The sequence below is a fragment of the Cyanobium sp. Tous-M-B4 genome (assembly GCF_024345395.1).
GTDB lineage: Bacteria > Cyanobacteriota > Cyanobacteriia > PCC-6307 > Cyanobiaceae > Cyanobium_A.
Genome location: NZ_JAGQBA010000004.1, coordinates 290,759 through 306,304, shown reverse-complemented (window position 1 = coordinate 306,304; position 15,546 = coordinate 290,759). Strand labels below are relative to the sequence as shown.

Genomic DNA, 15,546 nt, shown 5'->3' with positions numbered 1-15,546 from the left:
CAGTGATCGGCGAACTTCTTCCGGCCTCTAATTTTCTTTCGAGCATAAAATCTCGCGCTTTTTTTGTTTTCTTGCGGGTTGGAGTTGCATCATCGCTTTTAATGTCAGCAGGTTTGGCATCTCATCTCCTGCTTGAGTCAAACAGAGAGGTGATCAGCCATGCTTACGAGATAAGATCTATTGTATCTACCTTTTTGCGTCTTGATAAGCCTTCGTTCTCTGGAGACGCTGCCTTATTGTCTCGGTACAGACTTCAGCACAACGACGATCTCAAGGAGGGAATCAACTATATTTTAGTACTTGATTCCGAAGGACGTATTGTAAAGAGTAGTCGACCTGCCTGGAACCGTCTTTTAATTGCAGATCCAATGCTGGCAAGATCTGAATCTGACGATTCTCAGTTTCGAGCGATCCGTAATTGTTTTATTGAAAATACTTCAAACTCTGCCATCTGTTTCAAAAACTATATTGGCTTTTACCTACCATTCGCCGGTAGTTTTACCCTAGCGTTGCCTGTAAAATTTATTCTTAACGATCGGGGCTTGCGACAAGATAATCATTTGGTCGTAATAAACTTTGACCCGTCAATTACCTCTTCTGGATTTGCAACAGACTTATTATTAATTGCTTTGTTTAGCTTTGTGTTTTTAGGATTGGTTTTTTTTGTATTGGCTCTTGCCCTGTATTCTCGTCTTACCCCAGTATTGCGTAGATTTATTGATATTGATAATCTCACCGGATTGTTGAATCGTCGTGCATGCATGGATATGGGCATGCGCCTTTTGTCCCATGGAGAAGCAGATCAAGTTCCCTATGTTTTGGGCATTCTCGATTTGGATAATTTTAAAGCAATAAATGATGCCTATGGACATCAGTGTGGTGATTTCGCGCTTCAGGAGGCTGCGGCAATCTTGAGAAAATCTCTGTATGGAAATGATGATTTGTTGGCACGCTTGGGTGGCGAAGAATTTTTTGTTATTGCTCAATGTTCTTCTGCTCATGGCTTGATAATGATGGATAGATTGCGAGTGGCTGTTGAACAGCAATTGATCCAATGGCAAGGTAGACAGATCAAGTTGACAGTAAGTATTGGTGTGGTTGGCTCAGAGCATTTTGGGTATAATTTGAACCACTTATATGCTCAGGCTGATGCTGCTCTTTATCGCGCCAAGGAAATGGGGCGCAATAGGGTATGCAGCTCATCATCAGTACAAGACAACGTATTATATGATCCATGGTCGCCAGGCAAAGCATGGGCCGACTCCTTTAGCCACCATTTTGAGCCAGGTTCAGAATCAGATTCATGAGTAGTAAATACCAGGCTTCTGATCGCTTCGATGTTGTTTGTGACCTCGCTGAGGCCATCACTGGCTCAGAAGCGGCACGGGTTCTTCTTGCTAGCCAACCTCTGCCATCCAGCGAAGTTTTGGTGATTGATGGAACGGCTCGTGATTCACGACTCGATTCTCTTTTGATGCCAGATAGTGATAAGCCTGTAAATTTTTATGCACGCTTTCCCTTAATTAGTCGGACAGGCTTTGCTCTTGGTTCACTATGCCTTTACGATAGCGCCTCTCGTACCCTAGATCCCCGCAGTCATGCAGCAATGCTATGGCTAGCTACTCAAACTGTTTCAATCATTGAGGCTGATTTAGCTCCAGCTCTAGCCAAACCGCAATCATCGGAAGAGCAACGGGCTCTTGATCTTCTCATTAGTAGAGGTCAATTGTTGCGTCAACTCGATCGCTTATTGGAGCTTGAGTTGCACCCTCCTTTCGCTTTAGTACGTTGCCAGCTCAAGGGCTATGGGAGTATTAGCGCCACCCTAGGAGGCCGACCCGCGGAGGCCTTAGTGAATGAGGCGGCGCGTCGCTTAATTAATGCTGTGCCTAAGACGGCTTATCTTGCTCGCTTTTCTGATTCGCAGTTCATTTTCCTGATATCTGATCTAAGTGATGAAAATTCTGTTGTTCCAATCGTCACGCGCATAATTGACCTTTTCGTTGAACCCTTTAGGATTGCTGAGCATCGCGTTCCGTTGTCTGTAGCCATTGGCATCACCCTGCAGCAGGGTTCATATTCTGATCCTGAGGATATGCTCGCCGACGCAAATATGGCTTTGCGTATTGCCAGTCGACATATTCATAGCCAATATCGTTTCTTTGATCTAGAGACGAGACGTCTAGCGCGTGAAAGTTATGCCCTCGAGGCTGATGTGCGCTTAGCTATTCAGCAAAAGGAAATGATCCCTTTTTTCCAGCCGATTGTTGATCTCAACTCTTGTGAACCAATGGGTTTTGAGGTTTTAGCACGTTGGCCCAGAGCTGATGGCAACTTTGTATCTCCCTCTGTATTCGTTCCTGTCGCTCGCTCGGTTGGACTAACAGCCGAGCTTGATTTGCAAATAATTGAAAAAGCTCTGGAGCATGTGGGAACTCTCTCTCGTGTTGTGCCATGGCGCTCCATGGTGCTAAGCGTTAACTTATCAGCTAATCTGCTTGATGATTTGTTGATGCGCCGTCGGTTTTTGCAGTTGATCGACGATCATCAGCTCCCGATGGGATGGTATTTGCAAGCTGAGATTTTAGAGGAGTCTCTGCAGGATGCCACCTCGGGATTTGATGAATTCCTTCGCCATTTATCCGAGCGCCAAATTCGTATTACTATTGACGACTTTGGTACTGGTTACTCCTCCTTGTCCCGGTTAACAAGTATGCCCATAAATGGATTTAAGATTGACCTGAGTTTTGTGCAACTTCTTGACGACCCAGTGAGGCCAAGTAATAAGCTTGTATCAACTATGGGGGCTTTGGCTGATGATCTTGGTCTGAGTACCACCGCTGAAGGGGTTGAGACCCAGCGTCAGAGGACTTGGTTGATAGACCGAGGTTTTCGTCTTGCTCAGGGATTCCTTTTCGCGCCTCCTATGTCCTTAGGGGATGCGATGAGCTATCTCGAGAGTTTGCGACTGCGCAGTTCTGCTATTGCAGTTGAGTTAGATCCACCACCTTTGCGGTTTAGGGATCGTTTGCTTCGCTTTTTGCTAAATCCTTTTTAGTTGTTAGTCGTTGAGTGAGCAGATACTCTGCTTGGTCCACGACTCATTAGTCTATACGACATGAGCCATTGCGCTCTTGGCAGAGGCTTTCCAAGCTTGGTCGTCCAGTGATCCGCAGCCTCATATCTGCCCAAATGCCGTAGGCAAGGTTTGTCAAGGGGCGGAGCAGGGGCCACTGAGTTGGTGCATAAAGCCAGCCCAAGCCGATTAGGTCGTAGGCCCGTCTAAACACCTCGACGTCTCGCAGCACTGCACCACTGGCATCAATTGCGTGGATGCGCCCCATAGCTTCTCTGTAGCTGATGCCGGAGTAGCTATCTGGGTTGTAGTCGGCCTGATCGATGTCCACGAAAGCGAGTTTCAGCTGCTCCCCGTGGCGCTGCCTGTCTTTGCGGCCCAATAGCTCCACCTCCCGCAGGCACAGGGGGCAACCCCCGTCGTAGAGGACGGTAAGAGCTGGGCAATCGGCTGCCTTGAAATGTTTGTGGCTAGAAGAGTTCACTTTTTACGGCAGTAGTTTCCGCCTACGTTCATCCAGCCTTCAGCGCAGGCCTTGCCATTGGTGGGCTGCACCGTGTATGTCATCAGCCCCAGGGTGCTGCACTTGCCATTCAGCATGTCTACGTACCCCAGGGGGCAGATGTCGCCTAGTTTGGGGACCTGGCGCTGGGCTTGGGCGGCTGGGGCAACTACTGCCAGGCCCGGTAACACGATCAATAAAGAAAGTAATATGCGCATGGCAGAGCACCTCAGGACCTTGGATGGTTTTAAACCAATCCTAGGCAGAATGCTAGGCATGATCTGATACATATTCAATCTGTATGCTTCGCCAAACCCTCGAGACCCTGCGGGTGGTGACCCTAGGTGAGGGCTTTACCGATCTCACCATCCGACTTAATGCCGCCTTGGCCTCTAGCGGCATGGAGCAGGGGCTGCTCAACTTGGTATGTCTGCATACCTCTTGCAGCCTAACTATCAACGAAAACGCCGACCCGCGCGTACTGCGCGACCTTTCCGGCTACCTGCGAGCTCTCGTGCCCGAGGAGGGCATCCGTCCTGTCAGCGGTCAAGGGGAACTGCGCCCTTACGTACACGCTGATGAAGGCTCCGACGATATGCCGGCCCATATCCGTACGGCTCTCACCACCAGTCAGCTAAGCCTTTCCTTTGAGGCTGGTCGTCTGTTGCTAGGCACCTGGCAGGCTGTTTATCTGTGGGAGCACCGCCGTCGCGGCAGTGAGCGGTTGCTGACGCTGCACCTATTGGGTTCCTAGGGCTCTAGTCGTTTGATTCGATCCATGAGCATTACCCCTTGTCCTATCTGCAAACTTCATGACGATCAAGCCGCGCGGGGGGCCTATGAAATCGGTCGCAGTACGCATTGGCTGTTGCGCCACCATCCCGACCCCGCCCCCCTAGTTGGCTGGATGCTCCTAGATAGTCTCCGCCATGTAGCGGGACCGGCTGATTTCAATGACCAGGAGGCAGCCTCCTGGGGGCTTGCCGTGCGCTATGCCAGCTCTTTGCTTAAAGAGCAGACCGGCTGCGACAGGGTTTATGCGATTGCTTTTGGTGAGGGTGCGCCCCATTTGCACCTCCACCTAATTCCCCGCTTTATTGGCGATCCCCGCACCAGCGCCTGGTTGGTGGCAGATCATTACCGAGCAGTAGCAGCTGCAGAGCTGCAGCCCGCTCCTCCCGAGCAGCTGACGGACCTGGTAAATCGGGCCCGCAGCAGCTTTTCGCACCAACTTTTGGAGTGAGCTACACCAGCACAGGTAACTTGGCTGGCTCGCTTTGCTGGAAGCGCAGCTTGCGCACTTCGCCTTCAGTTTCAACATCAATCGCGATCGTGTGGCCGCCGGTGAATACACCAGCGAGGATTCCCTTGGCGATTGGGGTTTCCAGCTCCCTTTGGATGGCCCGCTTGAGTGGACGGGCGCCATACACCGGGTCGTAGCCCACACCGGCAAGCCAGTCGAGGGCATCAGCGTTGAGTTGCAGGCCTAGTTTTTTGTCCTCCAGCCGCTTGGCCAGCCGCTGCACCTGCAGCTCCACGATCTCGCGCAGTTCCTCCTGCCTGAGGCTGTGGAAGATGATCGATTCATCCAGTCGATTGAGGAATTCAGGCCGGAAGTGACCCCGCAGAGCCTCATTCACCCGGGCTTCCATCTCACCGTGGCGGGCTGGATCACCGGCCAGATCCAGGATTGAGGCGCTGCCGATGTTGCTAGTGAGGATCAGCACCGTGTTGGTGAAGTCCACCGTGCGGCCCTGGCCATCGGTGACGCGGCCGTCATCGAGGATCTGCAGCATCACGTTGAACACATCGGGGTGGGCCTTCTCCACCTCATCGAACAGGATCACCGCATAGGGCCGGCGTCGCACTGCTTCGGTGAGCTGGCCGCCTTCCTCGTAGCCCACGTAGCCAGGAGGCGCTCCGATTAGCCGGCTTACGGCGTGCTTCTCCATGTATTCGCTCATGTCGATGCGCACCATCGACTCCTCTGAATCGAACAGCTGCGAGGCCAGGGCCTTGGAGAGCTCCGTTTTGCCCACGCCGGTGGGGCCAAGGAATAGGAAGCTGGCAATGGGGCGGTTGGGATCGCTGAGTCCGGCGCGCGAGCGCTGAATCGCATCAGCTACGGCGGTAACAGCTTGCTGCTGGCCGATAACCCGGGTGTGTAGCTCCTCCTCCAGGTGCAGCAGCTTCGCCATCTCGCTTTGGACCAACTTGGCCACGGGGATGCCGGTCCATTTGGCAATCACCTCGGCGATGTCGTCTTCGGTGACCTCTTCGCGCAGCATGGTTTTATCGCTACCGCTGGCATTAAGCGCTTCTTCTTTGGCTGCCAGTTTCTTGTGCAGCTCGGCCAGGGTGCCGTATTCCAGTTCGGCGGCCTTGTTGAGGTCGTAGTTGCGCTTGGCTTGCTCCACCTGCAGCTGCACCTGCTCGATCTCTTCTTTGATGGCGCCCAGCTCATCGATCGAGCTCTTTTCTGCCTGCCATTGGGCATTAAGGGTGCTCTGCTGTTCGCTTAGATCGGCCAGCTCCTTCTCCAGCCGCTCGAGCCGATCCTTGCTGGCAGGGTCCGATTCGCGCCCCAGAGACAGCTTTTCCATCTCCAGTTGCAGGATGCGGCGATCGAGCTCGTCGATCTGCTCCGGCTTGGAGGTGATCTCCATCTTTAGGCGGGCGGCCGATTCATCCATCAGATCGATGGCCTTGTCTGGCAGGAAGCGATCGGCGATGTAGCGGCTGGAGAGCACGGCTGCTGCTACCAGGGCGTTGTCGGCGATGCGCACGCCGTGGTGCACCTCATATCGCTCTTTCAAACCGCGAAGGATTGAGATTGTGTCCTCCACCGTGGGTTGATCCACGAACACCTGCTGGAAGCGGCGCTCTAGGGCTGGATCCTTCTCGATGTGCTGGCGGTGCTCATCGAGGGTGGTGGCGCCGATGCAGCGCAGTTCGCCCCTGGCCAGCATGGGCTTGAGCAGGTTGCTGGCATCCATGGCGCCGCCGCTGGCACCGGCCCCCACCACCGTGTGGATCTCGTCGATGAACAGCACGATCTGGCCCTCGGAGGCGGTGACCTCCTTGAGCACGGCCTTGAGCCGCTCCTCAAACTCACCGCGATACTTGGCGCCGGCGATCAGGGCGCCCATGTCCAGCGACACGAGTTGGCGGTTCTGCAGGGCCTGCGGCACGTCGCCATTGACGATGCGCTGGGCTAGGCCCTCGACGATGGCGGTTTTGCCAACGCCGGGCTCACCGATCAGCACTGGGTTGTTCTTGGTGCGGCGGCTGAGGATCTGGATCGTGCGGCGGATCTCTTCATCGCGCCCAATCACCGGATCGAGCTTGCCCTCGCGGGCTGCGGCCGTGAGATCCCTGCCGTATTTCTCCAGGGATTCGTAGGTGCCTTCGGGGTTCTGATCGGTCACGTTTTGGGATCCGCGGATGGCTTGTACGGCTTCTTTGAGTTTGTTGGTGCTTGTGCCCGCTTGAGATAGCAATTGCTTGCCGCAGCGGTCGTCGATCGCCAGCGCCAGAAGTAGGTGCTCAATCGCGATGTAGCTGTCGCCGTAGGACTGTTTGAGCTCCTCGGCCTGGTCAAGAACGGTATTGAGCCCCTTGCCCAGATAGACGTTGTCGGGCGGCGCACTAAGGCTTGGCTGAGCGAGGATCCAGGCCTCAACCTTTTGGCTGAGGGTGCCCACATCGACGCCGGCCTTTTCCAGGATGCGGCCGGCCAAGCCCTGCTGGCTTAGCAGGGCGGCGAGCAGATGCTCACTTTCCATCTGCTGCTGGCGCCGCTGCTGAGCCAATTGCTGGGCCGCCACCACGGAGGCCCAGGCTTTTTCGGTGAAAAGTTCGGCGGTGGGATGCATGGCCACTTGCCTCGTTTGAGCTGCTGGATCAACCGTATGCCCGTTGTCACAATTCAGCTGCGCGGAGAACCGAACGGATTGATTCGGTCCTCCGCAGAGCTGGCGGGAAACCTCCAACGCGGCCTGCCGTTGTAATTAGTTTCAACACTTCGCGCCCATCTGCAGCGTTCAGGATTTGCCATCACAAGCATCCAGCATTTCTCTGTAACGGATCCCTGCAGTTACTGGTGCTTGCAGAGCTACTGATTAGTAAGGAGTCAAATTCAATAGCTGGATGATCCAGCCAGCTGATGAAAAATTGGTGCGCTCTCGGGGTTTCGGTGTTGTTGTTGGGGGTAATTGCAACCCCTGCCGTGGTGGAAGCCCGAGGTGGTGGTGGCGGCGGCGGCGGTGGCGGTTTTCGGGGTGGCGGTGGTGGTGGTGAAGGTTTTCGTGGTGGTGGTGATTTTTCTGGCGGCGGCGGGGCTTACCGCTTCAGTTCTCCTCCAGCTGAAGCAGCCCCCCGGATGGATACTGCACCAATTGAACGGGAAGCCAGTGGTGGTGGCGGAAGCGCGGCCGATCGTCCCGCTGAGCGCAGTCTGGATCAGGGCTATCGCGGCAGCCATCCCCTCTATGGCGCTGGTAGCCGTACCCCATGGACCGGTCACAACGTTTCGGCTGATCAGTTTCGGCGCTACAACCAAAGCGGCTGGTCCAATGATGGGATAAACAGAGGTTTCGATAACGACCGCTTTAATCGCCAGTTCAACCAGGAAAATAATTTCTACAGCCGAAACTATGGCGGCTGGAACGACAACTGGGCCAATGGTGGCTACTGGGGAAGCCGCCCCTGGGGTTACGGCTGGTACAACTGGAATTCAGACACCTGGGGCTGGTGGGGTGGATCCTCCCTTGGCTGGGGGGTGGCAGCTCTTGCCGGTGCTGAGGTGATCACGAATCTGGTGAATAACGCCTCTGAACAACAGTCCTCGGTCATTGATGTGCCCGACAGCGACTATCAACTCAACTACGCCAGTGTTGATTCGGTGGGCTCAGGTGGCGCCGACTTCAGCTACGCGGTAGCCGGCAGTGCCCCGCTGAAGGGGGCCGCCAACTGCCAGCAAGGCTTGCTGGGTGGCCAGGTGCCTAGCACTGCAGCCCAGGCGCAATTGCTCAATGCCGCTTGCCAGGTGGCTTACGGACCTGATCCGAAGGGCACCCCCCTGCCGGAGAGCCTGGCTGGCCGGCTGCCGGGCTGGTCCCGCGACCTGCTCCTGTTGGCCCTCGGGGTCGGCATCGCAGTTGCGGCATGGAGGCTGCTTCGCTGTCGGCGTCCCCCTTCTTCTAAGGGTGGCGAGCACCATGCGCTTGTCACCAGCGGCTGAAGTTGGCCAAGCCGATTTCTCCTTCAGCTCTACTTACCTTTCCTTTTCCCTTCCCTTCCCCTCTTTCCTGTTGCCATGACCCTGAGACGTTTCCTGTCGGCCACCCTCAGTGCTGGATTGCTGCTCACCACGATTGCTATCCCCCAATCGGCTGAGGCCCGTGGTGGTGGCGGCGGGGGCGGCTTCGGTGGTGGCGGTGAGCGGGCTGGTGGCTGGGGCGGTGCAGGAGCCGGTGGCCGCAGCTGGGGCGGCGGCAGCTACCACTTTCAGAACAACAACTGGCAGCGGGGCTACCAGGGCTATCACCCGATGTACGGAGACGGTGCCCGCAACAGCTGGGGGGGTGGCAATCGGATCAACGTCAACAACAACTTCTACAACCGTGATTACAACGGTTGGAACAACAATTGGCGCAATGGTGGCTACTGGGGCAATCGCCCCTGGAACGCCGGCTGGTACGGCGGCTGGGGTGGGTGGGGCTGGTGGGGTGCCAGCTCAGTGGGCTGGGGTCTGGCTGGCCTTGCCACAGGTGCCGTGATCACTGGCCTGGTGGATGGGGCGGCCAACAACAGTTCACCCGTGATTGTGGTGCCGAACACCAGCTACGAGCTCAACTACGGTTCGGTAGAAGCGGTTGGTAGCTACGGCGCAAGCTTCAACTACAACGTCGATGGCAGCCAGTTGTTTGGTGCCGTCAACTGTCAGCAGGGTCTGCTCAATGGTCAGCAGCCTGGCACTGCCGACCAAGCCCAACTGCTTAATGCGGTCTGCCAGGTGGCCTACGGCTCCGGCAGCTGAATCACTCCTGCCTCGGCGCCGCACATGCGGAGCGGACAGCCATCCGCTCCGTAAACCGCGTCGGCGGGAGATAGGCAGCCCATCGCGTTCTTGGCCTGCACCTGATTGGGTTGGATGCGCCGGGGCTGGAGCAGTTTCTGGCTGGCGGGCACCACCAGTGGACAGGGGGGCTTAGGTAAGGCCTGAGCCTGGGCATGGCCTTGGAAGCTCTCCAGCAGCCCACCCCCTGCGATGGCGAGTCCCAGCAGCAGTCGGGTTGGGGGCGAGAGGGTATGGGCTGCCATGCCGATGCACTAGTTCAGACTGAGCCCACTCTGGCCCCACCGCATCGGGGATCGCTGCCGTGAACGACAACTGGAACGACTCGTTGATTGAGCAACTGGCTGCTGAGTCCCGGGAGTTTGATGGAACGGGTCGGGATCCGGAGCGCAACTGCTGGATGGCCGTGCATCGGTATGTGCACGGTGTGCTTCCCAGCGAATACGACATACGTGAGGTTCCTGAGGAGCTCTACCTGGCCGTGCTGGCTGTGCGCCGGCACCAGAGCTGAGATCAGTGCTGAATTTTCCCGGATGTTCGCTCGGCTTCGGTGGCCAACAAAAAAACCCCGGCCTTGGCCGGGGTTTGCTGATGAACTAATTGGACATCAGTCCGGGAGACCAGGCTTAGATCAGGCCCAGCCCTTAGAGGACATGTCTTCGACGTAGGCAGCGACATCGGCGATGTCACCTTCGCTGAGCTTGCCACCAAAGGCAGGCATGGCGTTCTTGCCGTTGGTTACCTGGTATGCAATGGCAGCTTCGTGGCCTTCGCTGTAGTTGGCCAGGTAGGCAGTCAGTGCATCCTGCTTAAGGGTGCGCTCGGCATTAACAACGTTGCCGCCACCCATGTGGCAAGCGGCGCAGTTGGCGGAAAAGATTTGGCCGCCATGGGCCACATCGGCAGCGAAACTCGGTGCAGCACCCAGCACGAGCGCCAGGCAGAGAGCGATCAGAGAGAAGAGACGGCGCATGGGGGGGCGCTTAAAAGCATGGGCAACTCGCCAAAATTAAGGCGCCAACCGGGCTCCTGTGACCTCTGGTAACCAGGTTCGAAACAATTGCCACAAAGTTGGCTGTGAGGTGGGATCAGCCAGGTGCCAAGACGTTGATTTCAGCGGTCATACCTGCTGCCCGATGGGGCTCGCACCAAATGGCATAACGGCCGGGCATATCAAATTTTTGCTCCCAGCTTTCGCCCACAGCGAAGCTGAGGGGTTCATGGCTCCATTCGGGATGGCCTGCGACGATCAAGTTGTGGGGGCCGAGCCCGCGCACTTCAAAGCTCACCGTGTCGCCTGCGTTGATCGTCAGATGCTCGGGTTGGAACACCAGAAAGCCTTCGTCGTTGCCCAGCCCCATCGAAACCGTGGCCGCCAGGGCTGCCTTTGGGCCGCCGCTAAGCAGCATCACCAACATGAGGCAGCTCAGCAGCAGCCTCCCGACCAGCCAAACCAGCCTGGGGTTATTCACCTGTGGGGCAGGCCAGCGGTTTCGAACACCGCTTGGAGCGTGGGTGCGTAGCTGACCAAGCCAAACCGTTCGGGTGGGCTTACGGGCTCGTGCACAAAGTGGCGCTGGCGAATTGAGAAGCGATCCCAAGCATTGACTTCAATCCGTAGCAGTTTGATCAGGGCTTCGATGAGCCAGCCTTGCAGGTCGATCCCAAAGGGTGGCTGCCAGCTGCGGCGCCAACGGCAGAGCTGGGCCACGGTGGCATTGACGCTGATAGGTGCCTGGCCGAGCACTAGGCGCCGAAGAGCTCCCTGGTTTGGCTCAGGATTGGGCTGATGGGGCTGGGTGGCCAAATGGGCGCACACCAGGGCTATGTCGGCGGCGTGGATGAAGTGGAAGCTGGCTTCGGCGCGCAGCCACTTGGCAAGCCACAACCAGCGGGTTGCCTCCCTAAGCCCGGCTGTGAGATAGCTGGTGGGGTGGCGGTCGCCTGGACCCACCTGCCCGCCAAATACCAGGGTGGGAAATACGGCCACAATTTTGGCGGCCAGGGGGTGGGCCTCCAGTTGTTGCAGACAGAGTGCCTTGGTTTGGATGTATTCAGTGCCAAATTCCGCTGCCTCGGGAAGCAGCTGCAATTGGCGATCCAGAATTGAGGCGGTGGAGAAGTAGATCACCTGCTCCAGCCATACAGGGCTGGTGAAAGCCAGCAGCTGCTTGACCGCGTCCACGTTCACCTGCTGGGCTCTTAAGGGATCGCCCCAGGCGGTGGCCGTGTGGATGATGCGAGTAGCGGTGGCGATTGCACCGGCATGGGGGGTCAGCTCCCGCAGGTCACCGACCAGCAACGTGACCCGGGGATCATCTGCTGAAACAACCGTGAGCTTGGCTGGATCACGGAGCAGGAGCAGCAACTCTGCATCGCTGTGGCGATAAAGCTGCTCGGTGATGTATTGGCCAACGCAGCCACTAGCCCCTGTGATCAGGATCCGTTGGGGCCGGGATCCTGCCGCGGGGCTGCTCAAGCCGCCGCTCCGATGCGCTCCATCACACTCTTGCCGGCTTCAAAGAAGGCGCGGCCGTTTTCTTCTGGAGTGCCCGGCAGGATGCCGTGGCCCAGGTTGAGAATGTGCTTACGGCCGCGGGCTTTACGCACGGTGTCGTCGATGCGGGCCTGGATGGCTGCTGGGGTGCCGAATAGCAATCCGGGATCCACGTTGCCCTGGACGCCAATGTGCTCGGGTAGGCGGGCCAGGCCCTCCGCCATGTCCACGGTCCAGTCGAGCGAAATGATGTCTACCCCTGTGCGTGCCATGCGCTCAAGCACGCCGGCGCTGCCGGAGATGTAGAGGATGAAGGGGGTATCGGGATGGGTTTGCTTAACCAGGTCCACCACCTTCTTTTGGTAAGGCGCCGCGAAGCTGTCGTAATCCATCGGGCTGAGCTGGCCGGCCCAGGAATCGAACATCTGCACCACCTGAGCGCCGGAATCGATCTGATAGCGCAGGTAGGTGGCAATTGACTCGGCGAAGTGGTCTAGGAGCTTGTGCAGCAGCTCCGGCTCTTGGAAGGCCATCGCCTTAATCACGGCGTAGTTCTTGCTGCTTTTGCCCTCCACCACATAGGCGGCCAGGGTCCAGGGGGCACCCACAAAGCCGAGCACTGCAGCTTCATTGCCAACCGATTGACGCAAGCGGGTGAGCACCTCACCCACAAAAGGCATGCTTTCGGCCGGCTCCAAGGCTCGCAAAGCCCCTACTTGGGCAAGGTTGCGGATTGGGTCTTGGATCAGGGGCCCCTGGCTCTCAATGATGTCGAAGTTGATCCCCATACCCGGTAGGGGCGTGAGGATGTCTGAAAAGAGGATCACGCCGTCGGGTTTGAAGGCGTGGAAGGGCTGCATGGAGATCTCGTAGGAGAGATCAGGGTTTTCCGAGCGCTCGCGGAAACCGGGATGGCGGTCGCGCAGGTCCCGATACACCTTCATGTAGCGCCCGGCTTGGCGCATCATCCAGACCGGGGGCCGCTCCACCTGCTCACCTCGGGCGGCGCGCAGCAGCAGGGGGGCGGTTTCGGTCATGGGTGCAAGCAGAGCGAAGCGAGAACTTACCCGAGCAGGGCCCCGGAATCGACTGCTTCGTCACAGGTGTCTTCATCCAACTGCTGGCTGCGGATTTCGTCCCGACGGAAGACGAGCACCGCGAGGGGTGGCAGGCAGAGATCCAGGGATTGTTCATAGCCATGAATCCCCCACTGGTCGGTGAATTTGCCGCCTAGGTTGCCCAGGTTGCTGCCGCCGTAGCGCTCAGCATCGGTGTTAAAGGCCTCCTCATAGAAGCCCTCCAGCGGTACACCCACTCGGTAGTGGGAATGGCTCTGGGGAGTGAAGTTGGCCACCACCACTAGCCACTTGCCCGTGGCACTCTCACGCCGCATGAAGCTGATGATCGAGTGGCGATTGTCGTTGCAATCGATCCACTGGAAGCCGAATTCACTGAAGTCGTCGCCCCAGAGAGCTCGCTCCGATTTGTAGAAGACGTTGAGATCGTCGACGAGACGCTGCAGCCCCTGGTGGGAGTCGTGCTGCAGCAGATCCCATTGCAGATCTCCCCATACGTTCCACTCAGCTCTCTGGCCAAATTCCATCCCCATAAAGATGGTTTTCTTGCCGGGATGGGTCCACATGTATGCCAGCAATGCCCGCACGTTGGCAAATTTTTGCCAGTCGTCACCTGGCATTTTGTGCAAGAGGTTGCTCTTGCCATGCACCACTTCATCGTGGCTTAAGGCCAACATGAAGTTCTCGGTGAAGGCGTACCAGATTGAGAAGGTGACGTTGTTCTGGTGGAACTGGCGGAACCAGGGATCAAGCTCGAAGTAATCGAGCATGTCGTGCATCCAGCCCATGTTCCATTTGAGGTTGAACCCAAGGCCGCCAATATTGGTGGGCTGGGTAACCATGGGCCAGGTGGTGGATTCCTCGGCGATCGAGAGTGCTCCAGGGAAGTGCTCGAACAGCACGTGGTTGGCCTGTTGAAGGAAAGTGACGGCCTCAGTGTTTTCACGGCCGCCATGGTCATTTGGCAACCACTCACCATCTGGGCGCAGGTAGTCGCGATAAAGCATGGAGGCCACCGCATCTACGCGGATGCCGTCGATATGGAACTCCTCAAACCAATAAACCAGGTTGGCTACAAGGAAGTTGCGCACTTCATTGCGGCTGTAGTTGAAGATGAGGGTGCCCCACTCCTTGTGCTCGCCGATGCGCGGATCGGCATGCTCATAAAGATGGGCGCCATCAAAGAAGGCCAGGCCGTGGGCATCTTTGGGGAAGTGGCCTGGCACCCAGTCGAGGATCACGCCGATGCCTTCGGCGTGGCAACGGTCTACAAAGGCGCGGAATTCATCCGGTGTGCCAAAGCGGCTGGTGGGGGCGTACCAGCCCGTGACTTGGTAACCCCAGGAACCATCGAAGGGATGCTCCGAGATGGGCATCAGCTCGATGTGGGTAAAGCCGCGGGCTTTCACATAGGGGATGACCCGATCAGCTAGCTCCGGATAGGTGAGCAGGCGAGCGCCGGGCTTGAGATCGGCTGCAGGCACCGGCGGGCGCGGTGTGCCGTCAGGCTCGATGTAGGGCTGGTCGGCAGAGCCGTGCATCCAGCTGCCCAGATGCATTTCATACACAGACACCGGCTGATCTAGGGGGTTGCGGCTGTCCCGCTCCTCCATCCAGCCCATGTCCTGCCATTGGTGCCCCGCAAGGGACTCAACGATCGAGCCATTGTTAGGACGAATCTCATGGCGGAAGCCATAGGGGTCTGCTTTTTGGTAGCAGTGCCCGTTTTGAGCTCTTACCTCGTATTTGTAGATCTCACCTGGCTTAAGCCCGGGAATGAATAGCTCCCAGGATCCACCCACCCTTGCCTGCATCGGATGGTGGCGGCCATCCCAGCCGTTGAAATTGCCCAGCACCGCCACGCTGCGGGCATTGGGGGCCCAGAGGCAAAACTGAACGCCCTTGACGCCGCTGTGCTCCACCACGTGGGCACCCATACGGCGCCAGATGTGGTGGTGGTTGCCCTCCGCAAACAACAGGCGATCCAATTCGCCCATCCACTCATGGCGAAAGGACCAGGGATCGGGCTGCACGTGTTCTATGCCACCGCGGTTGACCCGCACCTGATAAGAGGTACCAGGATCACTACCCCAGGGGGCCTCGAATATCCAAGGGTGATTCGGGGTGGCCATCGGCAGCGCTTGGCCGTCGATCAGCAGCTCAACACGCTCTGCCTCAGGCATCCAGACGCGCAGCACCCAACCGCCCGATTCGAGAGGCTGGGGCCCCAGCACCGCAAACGGGTGGTCGTGCCGGCATTCAGCCAGCCGCTGGCAATCCTCCGCCATCCAGTTAAGGGTGAGCAAGGACATGTAC

The 15,546-nt window shown here is 57.4% G+C and carries 16 protein-coding genes; 7 read left to right on the top strand and 9 right to left on the bottom strand.

All coding sequences use genetic code 11. From position 1 onward, the window contains the following. Nucleotides 1–2 precede the first annotated feature (2 nt). Together KBY73_RS10070 and KBY73_RS10065 are read left to right on the top strand one after the other, a co-directional pair. Nucleotides 3–1,307, top strand: a complete 1,305-nt coding sequence (locus KBY73_RS10070) for a diguanylate cyclase (protein WP_254936939.1) — start codon at nt 3–5, stop codon at nt 1,305–1,307. Continuing rightward, the gene (locus KBY73_RS10065) at nt 1,304–3,058 is read left to right on the top strand and encodes a GGDEF domain-containing phosphodiesterase (protein WP_254936938.1); all 1,755 of its coding nucleotides are present in this window, start codon (nt 1,304–1,306) and stop codon (nt 3,056–3,058) included. Before KBY73_RS10070 ends, KBY73_RS10065 begins: the two co-directional genes overlap by 4 nt. Before the next feature lie 46 nt (nt 3,059–3,104). On the opposite strand, the gene KBY73_RS10060 is transcribed toward KBY73_RS10065, so the two are convergent. Both KBY73_RS10060 and KBY73_RS10055 read right to left on the bottom strand, forming a co-directional pair. Next, nucleotides 3,105–3,560, bottom strand: coding sequence for a thiol-disulfide oxidoreductase DCC family protein (locus tag KBY73_RS10060; RefSeq protein ID WP_254936937.1), 456 nt, complete (start codon nt 3,558–3,560; stop codon nt 3,105–3,107). Next, nucleotides 3,557–3,796, bottom strand: coding sequence for a hypothetical protein (locus KBY73_RS10055; protein ID WP_254936936.1), 240 nt, complete (start codon nt 3,794–3,796; stop codon nt 3,557–3,559). Before KBY73_RS10055 ends, KBY73_RS10060 begins: the two co-directional genes overlap by 4 nt. Nucleotides 3,797–3,879: 83 nt before the next feature. Here KBY73_RS10055 and KBY73_RS10050 point away from each other — a divergent pair, with 83 nt between their 5' ends. Then, the gene (locus tag KBY73_RS10050) at nt 3,880–4,332 is read left to right on the top strand and encodes a secondary thiamine-phosphate synthase enzyme YjbQ (RefSeq protein ID WP_254936935.1); all 453 of its coding nucleotides are present in this window, start codon (nt 3,880–3,882) and stop codon (nt 4,330–4,332) included. 24 nt (nt 4,333–4,356) lie between these two features. After that, nucleotides 4,357–4,821 carry an HIT family protein gene (locus tag KBY73_RS10045; protein ID WP_254936934.1) on the top strand — a complete coding sequence of 155 codons (465 nt, stop codon included), beginning with the start codon at nt 4,357–4,359 and terminating at the stop codon, nt 4,819–4,821. 1 nt (nt 4,822) lies between these two features. On the opposite strand, the gene clpB is transcribed toward KBY73_RS10045, so the two are convergent. Continuing rightward, nucleotides 4,823–7,453, bottom strand: a complete 2,631-nt coding sequence (gene clpB, locus KBY73_RS10040) for an ATP-dependent chaperone ClpB (RefSeq protein WP_254936933.1) — start codon at nt 7,451–7,453, stop codon at nt 4,823–4,825. A gap of 290 nt (nt 7,454–7,743) precedes the next feature. Here clpB and KBY73_RS10035 point away from each other — a divergent pair, with 290 nt between their 5' ends. Beyond that, entirely contained in the window at nt 7,744–8,820 is a 1,077-nt protein-coding gene (locus tag KBY73_RS10035) for a hypothetical protein (protein WP_254936932.1), read from the top strand. A 75-nt stretch (nt 8,821–8,895) separates the two neighbouring features. Beyond that, a complete protein-coding gene (locus KBY73_RS10030) occupies nt 8,896–9,618 on the top strand; it encodes a hypothetical protein (protein WP_254936931.1) in 723 nt (240 codons plus the stop codon). Here the strand turns inward: KBY73_RS10030 and KBY73_RS10025 are convergent. Then, the gene (locus KBY73_RS10025; RefSeq protein ID WP_254936930.1) at nt 9,600–9,902 is read right to left on the bottom strand and encodes a hypothetical protein; all 303 of its coding nucleotides are present in this window, start codon (nt 9,900–9,902) and stop codon (nt 9,600–9,602) included. The two genes, KBY73_RS10030 and KBY73_RS10025, sit on opposite strands and share 19 nt — an antisense overlap. Nucleotides 9,903–9,961: 59 nt before the next feature. Here KBY73_RS10025 and KBY73_RS10020 point away from each other — a divergent pair, with 59 nt between their 5' ends. Then, a complete protein-coding gene (locus KBY73_RS10020; protein ID WP_254936929.1) occupies nt 9,962–10,168 on the top strand; it encodes a hypothetical protein in 207 nt (68 codons plus the stop codon). A 120-nt stretch (nt 10,169–10,288) separates the two neighbouring features. On the opposite strand, the gene KBY73_RS10015 is transcribed toward KBY73_RS10020, so the two are convergent. The 5 genes from KBY73_RS10015 to glgB all read right to left on the bottom strand — a co-directional run bounded on the left by KBY73_RS10015 (nt 10,289) and on the right by glgB (nt 15,542). Continuing rightward, nucleotides 10,289–10,630 carry a c-type cytochrome gene (locus tag KBY73_RS10015; RefSeq protein WP_106501929.1) on the bottom strand — a complete coding sequence of 114 codons (342 nt, stop codon included), beginning with the start codon at nt 10,628–10,630 and terminating at the stop codon, nt 10,289–10,291. 115 nt (nt 10,631–10,745) lie between these two features. Next, nucleotides 10,746–11,075 (bottom strand): plastocyanin/azurin family copper-binding protein, encoded by a 330-nt coding sequence (locus tag KBY73_RS10010; protein WP_254936928.1) that lies wholly within the window; start codon nt 11,073–11,075, stop codon nt 10,746–10,748. Nucleotides 11,076–11,125: 50 nt separating this feature from the next. After that, on the bottom strand, nt 11,126–12,136 hold the full coding sequence (locus tag KBY73_RS10005; RefSeq protein WP_254936927.1) for an NAD(P)-dependent oxidoreductase: 1,011 nt from the start codon (nt 12,134–12,136) through the stop codon (nt 11,126–11,128). Beyond that, nucleotides 12,133–13,191, bottom strand: a complete 1,059-nt coding sequence (gene hemE / locus KBY73_RS10000; protein ID WP_254936926.1) for a uroporphyrinogen decarboxylase — start codon at nt 13,189–13,191, stop codon at nt 12,133–12,135. The genes KBY73_RS10005 and hemE overlap by 4 nt, the downstream gene beginning before the upstream one ends. 26 nt (nt 13,192–13,217) lie before the next feature. Beyond that, complete coding sequence (glgB, locus tag KBY73_RS09995; protein ID WP_254936925.1) at nt 13,218–15,542, bottom strand: 1,4-alpha-glucan branching protein GlgB; 2,325 nt, start codon at nt 15,540–15,542, stop codon at nt 13,218–13,220. Between the last annotated feature and the right edge of the window lie 4 nt (nt 15,543–15,546).

Coding starts and splice junctions, on each gene's coding strand:
- KBY73_RS10050 (WP_254936935.1), top strand. CDS start 3,880: ATGCTTCGCCAAACCCTCGAGACCCTGCGGGTGGTGACCCTAGGTGAG.
- KBY73_RS10030 (WP_254936931.1), top strand. CDS start 8,896: ATGACCCTGAGACGTTTCCTGTCGGCCACCCTCAGTGCTGGATTGCTG.
- KBY73_RS10025 (WP_254936930.1), bottom strand. CDS start 9,902: ATGGCAGCCCATACCCTCTCGCCCCCAACCCGACTGCTGCTGGGACTC.
- KBY73_RS10055 (WP_254936936.1), bottom strand. CDS start 3,796: ATGCGCATATTACTTTCTTTATTGATCGTGTTACCGGGCCTGGCAGTA.
- glgB (WP_254936925.1), bottom strand. CDS start 15,542: ATGTCCTTGCTCACCCTTAACTGGATGGCGGAGGATTGCCAGCGGCTG.
- KBY73_RS10015 (WP_106501929.1), bottom strand. CDS start 10,630: ATGCGCCGTCTCTTCTCTCTGATCGCTCTCTGCCTGGCGCTCGTGCTG.
- KBY73_RS10045 (WP_254936934.1), top strand. CDS start 4,357: ATGAGCATTACCCCTTGTCCTATCTGCAAACTTCATGACGATCAAGCC.
- KBY73_RS10010 (WP_254936928.1), bottom strand. CDS start 11,075: ATGTTGGTGATGCTGCTTAGCGGCGGCCCAAAGGCAGCCCTGGCGGCC.
- KBY73_RS10035 (WP_254936932.1), top strand. CDS start 7,744: ATGAAAAATTGGTGCGCTCTCGGGGTTTCGGTGTTGTTGTTGGGGGTA.
- clpB (WP_254936933.1), bottom strand. CDS start 7,453: ATGCATCCCACCGCCGAACTTTTCACCGAAAAAGCCTGGGCCTCCGTG.
- KBY73_RS10065 (WP_254936938.1), top strand. CDS start 1,304: ATGAGTAGTAAATACCAGGCTTCTGATCGCTTCGATGTTGTTTGTGAC.
- hemE (WP_254936926.1), bottom strand. CDS start 13,191: ATGACCGAAACCGCCCCCCTGCTGCTGCGCGCCGCCCGAGGTGAGCAG.